Source organism: Microbacterium sp. UBA837 (assembly GCF_002296025.1).
GTDB lineage: Bacteria > Actinomycetota > Actinomycetes > Actinomycetales > Microbacteriaceae > Microbacterium.
Genome location: NZ_DBHD01000009.1, coordinates 2341 through 8224 on the forward strand (window position 1 = coordinate 2341; position 5884 = coordinate 8224).

The following is a 5884-nucleotide window of genomic DNA, read 5'->3' on the forward strand; positions in this document are numbered from 1 at the left end:
GTGCCGACATCCGAGCCGTACTCAGCTCCGATCGCCCGCGTAATCACCTCGCGTGTGCGATCGACGGCTGAGCCGGTCGATGTATCGGCGAGCGCACCGTAGTACGCCCCTTCGACTGCAGCGTCATGCACGACGTTTCTCACGTAGGTCACGATGCCGAGCTGAATCACACCGAGGGTGAGGGCCGTGAGCAGCGCGGCAACCATGACGAACTCGACGGGAGCCGAGCCCCGGTCGTCGTCCCAGAAGCCACGATCGCTCACAGCCAACCGCCTCAGAAGCCCGACACGCGCGAGATCGCCTGCTCGAACAGACCCGACAGCGCGGGCCCTGCGAGCGCCCAAATCAACACGACCAGCCCCGCGGTCATGAGCGTGATCAGCACCCAGCCGGGTACGTCACCACGGTCTTCACGCAGCGCGGCTGCCACGCCGACATCCTCCACGTCGGTCCCCGCGCGCGGCGCGAGCGCTTCACGCAGGCGGTCCAGCATCCGTCTCATCATCATCTCCTTCGGTTCGGTCTTCTCTGTTGGTGGGCACTCATCCGAGGTCGAGCATCACGACGCCGGGGAAGATCGCGAACAGCACACTCACCGGCAGGATCAAGAAGACGAGCGGCACGAGCATCGCGATCTCTTTGCGACCCGCCTGCTCAATGAGCTCGCGCTGCTCCCCCGAGCGCGCATCGGCTGCGTGGGCGTGGAGCACGTCCGCGAGTGGTGTGCCGCGGTCGATCGCGGCGACAAGCTGATCGACCGCGCGCGACAAGGCTGGGCTGTCTTCCCGTCGAGCGAACGCGAGGAGGGCGTCCGTTAAAACCGCCCCCGTTCCGACCTCGACAACAACTTCACGGATGCCGACGGCAAGCTCTCCGGTCCCCCGGCTGCCGATGCGCCGCAGCGCATCGAGCAGGCCCTCACCCGCAGACAGGCAGAGCGCGAGGAACTCGAGGACGACGGGAAGCTCCTCGTGCAGGCGCCGGGAGCGGGCGCGCTCGGTGGCGCGGCGCGCCGACTGCTCCGCCACCACCGCGGCCGCCCCACCGGCCAGAGGCACCGCCAGCAGAGCCGGCTGTGGGCCGTGCGTCAGGGCGACGATTGTCGCCAGGGCGGCTCCCGTACCGGCTCCGAGCAGGGCCCAGACAAGCGCGCGCGAGCGCCGCCAGGAAGAACTGATGTCCGAGAGTCGGTTCACCGCAGCACCCCACGCCGGGGCTGCGGTGTTCAGGACAGGCACGGTGATCGCGCTGAACGCGACGCCGGGGTCACCGTCGGTGACATCGCGCAGGTACGGCGCGAGACGAGCGGTCAGCCCGCGGGCGCGCCAGCGCGGCGACGCCGAGAAGACGAGCAGCATTCCTCCGGCGAGGCCGCCGCCAAGAATCACGGCAAGCGCGATGTCGGTGGGATTCACGCGAACCACCTCCGCGGCTCCGCGAGCCTTCCCACACGAAGCATGAGCCGAAACGCGACAACCGTGACGACAGCGCCGCCCAGAATCAGCCCGATCCCCTGGGGCGATCCGTACGCGGCAGCAGCCTCGGGGCGAAGCGCGAGAAGTCCGAGAATCACCCACGGAGCAACGGCTCCGAGAACCGCCGCGGCGCGAATCCACGACTGGCGCGCCTCGACCTCGGCGCGCAGTGTCGCATCCGCGCGAACCGACGCACCGAGTGCGCGCAGGGTCGGCACGAGCTCGGTACCGCCGACCTCGCGCGCCATGCGCAAGGTTTCGACGATCCGGTCAGCGATCGGATCGGCAAGCCGAGCCTTCAGACCGGCGAGCGCGGCATCCAGATGCCCGGAGGCCGAGACATCACGGGCGAACCTGACGAAGTCGGGTCGAAGCCGCTCTGGGCCCGACACCGCGAGGCTCGCGACAGCGTCAGCGAGCGACATCCCGGCTCGAACCGATGACACGAGCAGGTCGCACACGTCAGGCCACAGACCGCGACGCTCTTTGGCTCGTCGACGCGCCCGGGACTGCAACCAGGCGACGGGGGCGTATGCGCCGACGACACCCGCGAGAAGCCACAGCGGCAGCGTGGGAAAGACCAGCCACACGAGTGCGGCGGCAATCGCCCCAACCAGGACAGCAGAGGCCAGTACCGTGCGAGGTCTCGCCCGCTCCGCGAAGCCGGCTTCACCGATCAGTCGGGTCAGCACCGAGGGCTCGGCGGGTGCGGCGGTGGCGGGCCGGGCTGGCCACAGCCACGGCGAAAGGACCAGCAACACCCCCGCGCCGAGCATTGCGCCCACCAGCAGGATCATCGGCCCCTGCTCCGCATCAGTGGTTGCCGTTCCTGTCGGGGCGCGGGGCGAGTACGGATGACGCCATCCTCAAGCCCTGTGGGTTCGACGATCTCGGTCACGCGCCGCCGTCCGGTCGCGTCCCGCTGACAGTGGACGACGAGGTCGACGGATGCCGCGACCGCCGGCACCACGAAGCCGCTGTCGATGTTGCGACCAGCCAGGAGCGGGAGGGAGCAGAGCTTCCGGAGTGCATCAGCTGCCGAGTTCGCATGGATTGTCGCGGCACCCGGAACTCCGGTGTTGAGGGCCAGGACGAGATCGAGCGCCTCGGCGTCTCGAACCTCCCCGATGACCAGCCGATCTGGCCGCATCCGGAGTGCCTCCTTCACCAGGCGGCGCAGCGTCACCTCCCCTCCCCCTTCGAGGCTCGGCTGACGCCCCTGGAGTGCGACGAGGTCCGGCGCGTCGACGGCAAGTTCGAACGTCTCCTCCACCGTGACGATGCGCTGCGAGGGCGCGCACGCAGCGATCAGCGCCGCGAGCAAGGTCGTCTTACCGGCATGGGTGGCACCCGAGACCAGGATGCTGCGCCCCTCCCGCATCGCGATCGCCAGCAGGTCGGCATCCGCCGCCGTCACGCTGCCCGCCACAACGAGGTCGTCGAGCGTCCGGTAGCGCGGCAGGAACTTGCGGATGTTCACGACCCAGTGCCGCCGTGTGATGTCGGGGATCACGACGTGCAAGCGACTCCCGTCGGGAAGAGAGGCGTCGACGAAAGGCTGGCTGAGATCGACGCGGCGGCCGGTCGCGTGCAGCATCCGTTCGACGAGGTCTCGTACCGCCGTGTCGGTCAGCGCGAGCGGGACCCGGGACGCGACTCCGGCACGCGCCACGAAGATCCGGTCCGGAGCATTGATCCAGAGTTCCTCGACCTCGGGGTCGTCGAGGTACGCCTGCAGCGGACCGAATCCCGAGAGCTGGGCCAGGATGTCGCGCACGTGGTGCGCTTCGTCATCGAGGGTCCGCTCGCCGCGGGCCAGCGCGAAATCGTTGTGCCGACGCACTTCGGACCTGGCGATCTGGCTCGCCCGATCCGGATCGCGCTGCGGGTCGATCTGTGCCGCCCGCAGCGACTCGCGTACACGCGCGACCACCGAAACTGTCGGGTCGGCGGGCGAGGTGAGGGTCACCCGTGCATCCTGACAAGGCCGCGCGCCGCGCCGCGGGAGTTATCCACAGCGGTGCGGCGAGCTCTGTCATCCCGCTGGCGAAACCACGGGTCGCTGGGCGCTGCGGGGCGCCCCGAGCGCCCGTAGCGCGTACAGGATCGTCGCGACGTCGACGAGCTCCTGAATGAGGGCGCCCGCGACGGCGGGGATGACGCCCGTCATAGCCACGATCATCAGGGCAATGCTCAGCCCAATCCCCACGCCGATCGCGGTCAGCGCGACGCGCAGGGTGTGGCGGGCGATCGCGACGGCGTCGGCAACCGGAGCAAGGGCATCCACCAGGATGACGACATCCGCCGCATCCCCCGCGGCCGTCGCCCCGCGCGCACCCATCGCGACACCGATGTCGGATGCCGCCAGCACCGGGGCATCATTCACCCCGTCGCCGACCATCATCATCGGCCGAGGTTGCAGACCGGCGGCAAGCTCCACCTTGTCGCCCGGCAGCAGCTCGGCGTGCACCTCGTCAATCCCCACCGCCGTCGCAACCGACTGCGCGGTAGCGCCGACATCGCCGGTGAACATCGCAACCCGGCTCACGCCGGTCTCTCGGAGCCAGGCAACAACCGCAGGCGCATCCGGCCGAGGATCATCGGCCAGGACGATGGTTCCCGCGAACCGTCGATCTATCGCAACGTAGGCCGCGGCCTGACCGGCATCCAGGGTCTCTCGGGGCGCCGTTCCCGTGAGCGCTGCGACATACGCGGGCTTGCCGACGGTGACGGGCCGACCCCCTACCGATGCGGTGACACCGTTGGTGGCCTCCTCCGAGGCGTCAGACGCAGGGAGCAGATCGAGCCCGCGGTCGAGGGCGGCGCGGCGCACGCTCTCTGCCAGCACGTGCGTGGAGTACTGCTCAGCAGAGGCCGCGAACTGCAACACCTCGTCGGCGGTGAATCCGTCCGCGGGACGGACGGCGACGAGAGCGGGACGACCCCACGTCAGTGTTCCGGTCTTGTCGAAGGCCGCCGAACTCACGCGCGCGAGCTGCTCGATGACCGCGCCGCTCTTGATGATGACCCCCGCCTTCGCCGCTCGCGACAGGCCTGCGAGGAACGCCACGGGTGCCGCGATCAGCAGCGGACAGGGGGTCGCCAGCACCAGCACTTCAGCAAAGCGGACCGGGTCTCCTGAGATCGCCCAGGCGGTTCCCGCGAGCACGAGCGAGACGGCGGTGAACGGCACGGCAAACCGGTCGGCCAAGCGAACGACCGGCGCCCGAGAACTCTCGGCAGCATGCACCAGCGCGACGATCTGCTGGTACTGGCTGTCGGCGCTGCGTCGTGTCGCTCGTACCCGCACGGCGCGAGATCCGTTGATGGCCCCCGAGAACACCTCGTCGCCTTCGGTGCGCTGCACGGGAAGACTCTCACCCGTCAGCGACGATTCGTCGAACTCCGCGTCGGCGCTCAGCAGCACGGCATCCACCGGCACGATCTCGGCCGGCCGCACCAGCAGGATGTCGCCCACAGCGACCTCATCGATGGGGACGTCCTTCACACTCTCGACAGCGCCCGATTCGCCACCGGTCACGACGTGCGCGGTGCGCGGCGATCTGTCCAGCAGCGCGCGAAGGTCCCGCCGCGCACGCCGGCCGGCGATATCCTCGAGCGCCGCACCACCGGCGAGCATCAGAACGATCACGAGCCCCGCCAGATACTCCCCGACCGCGAGGGTCGCGACCATCGCGGTGACAGCGAGAACATCGAGCCCGACGTGGCCACGCAGGACGTCGCGCACCATGCCCACGAGGGTCCAGACGATGATCCCCGCAACCCAAATCGTCGCGACCCACCGCGCAACGTCAGGCATTCCGGATGCCGCGAGCACACCGACGGCGAGGAGCACCAGCGCGGTAGCCGTGACCAGCGGGTACGCCCAGATCCAGCGCAGATACCTCATCCGGACCTCCCGCGCCGCACCCAGGGCGACACCCCGAGCGTAGGCAGGCGCCACCGCGCACACTAGGGCATCTAGTCCCACGACCGAGGCCCTGTCGGTGCCCGGCGTCGGCGTTGCACAATGGCACGAGAGCATTCGGATGCGGCCCGAAAGGCGGAAGCCATGACCATGAAGACACCAAGCCACGCGGCGCGGAAGACCGGCACGGGAGTCGTCGGCGGACTGGTCGGTGGCGTCATCCGGGCCGCCTGGGCGGGACTGGCTTTCTGGGACCTCTATATCCGCCCCGAGAACAAGATCAACGGCAAGAAGCCCCTGTGGGCCTTCGTGATTCTTCTCGGCGGTATCGGCCCCTTGATCTACTTCTTCTTCGCCCCCAAACGCTGACGCTGCCGCGGCCTCATCGCCGCCGCAGCCGAGACCACGCGTCGAACCCAACCGCGAGCAGGATGATGGCGCCCAGCGCGATGCCCTGGAACAGCGGATCGATCTTCAGCAG

7 protein-coding genes are annotated in these 5884 nt (G+C 69.2%); 1 reads left to right on the forward strand and 6 read right to left on the reverse strand.

Annotated features, from left to right (window positions below; genetic code table 11):
• From B3587_RS01055 to B3587_RS01080, 6 genes are all read right to left on the reverse strand, one after another.
• The coding region (locus tag B3587_RS01055) for a TadE family protein (protein ID WP_292725917.1) at window positions 1–263 on the reverse strand (263 nt) is incomplete at its 3' end.
• Between the two features lie 11 nt (window positions 264–274).
• The gene (locus B3587_RS01060; RefSeq protein WP_375237100.1) at window positions 275–493 is read right to left on the reverse strand and encodes a hypothetical protein; all 219 of its coding nucleotides are present in this window, start codon (window positions 491–493) and stop codon (window positions 275–277) included.
• 49 nt (window positions 494–542) lie between these two features.
• Window positions 543–1415, reverse strand: a complete 873-nt coding sequence (locus B3587_RS01065; RefSeq protein WP_292725918.1) for a type II secretion system F family protein — start codon at window positions 1413–1415, stop codon at window positions 543–545.
• Complete coding sequence (locus B3587_RS01070; protein WP_228177147.1) at window positions 1412–2272, reverse strand: type II secretion system F family protein; 861 nt, start codon at window positions 2270–2272, stop codon at window positions 1412–1414. Before B3587_RS01070 ends, B3587_RS01065 begins: the two co-directional genes overlap by 4 nt.
• The gene (locus B3587_RS01075; RefSeq protein ID WP_228177146.1) at window positions 2269–3444 is read right to left on the reverse strand and encodes a CpaF family protein; all 1176 of its coding nucleotides are present in this window, start codon (window positions 3442–3444) and stop codon (window positions 2269–2271) included. The genes B3587_RS01070 and B3587_RS01075 overlap by 4 nt, the downstream gene beginning before the upstream one ends.
• Before the next feature lie 66 nt (window positions 3445–3510).
• Window positions 3511–5385 carry a heavy metal translocating P-type ATPase gene (locus B3587_RS01080; protein WP_228177145.1) on the reverse strand — a complete coding sequence of 625 codons (1875 nt, stop codon included), beginning with the start codon at window positions 5383–5385 and terminating at the stop codon, window positions 3511–3513.
• Between the two features lie 162 nt (window positions 5386–5547).
• Here B3587_RS01080 and B3587_RS01085 point away from each other — a divergent pair, with 162 nt between their 5' ends.
• Window positions 5548–5772, forward strand: a complete 225-nt coding sequence (locus B3587_RS01085) for a PLDc N-terminal domain-containing protein (protein WP_228177144.1) — start codon at window positions 5548–5550, stop codon at window positions 5770–5772.
• Window positions 5773–5884: the final 112 nt, after the last annotated feature.

Bases quoted from the DNA above. Each gene is read 5' to 3' on its own strand.
- B3587_RS01060 (WP_375237100.1), bottom strand. From the start codon at position 493: ATGCTGGACCGCCTGCGTGAAGCGCTCGCGCCGCGCGCGGGGACCGAC.
- B3587_RS01070 (WP_228177147.1), bottom strand. From the start codon at position 2,272: ATGATCCTGCTGGTGGGCGCAATGCTCGGCGCGGGGGTGTTGCTGGTC.
- B3587_RS01080 (WP_228177145.1), bottom strand. From the start codon at position 5,385: ATGAGGTATCTGCGCTGGATCTGGGCGTACCCGCTGGTCACGGCTACC.
- B3587_RS01085 (WP_228177144.1), top strand. From the start codon at position 5,548: ATGACCATGAAGACACCAAGCCACGCGGCGCGGAAGACCGGCACGGGA.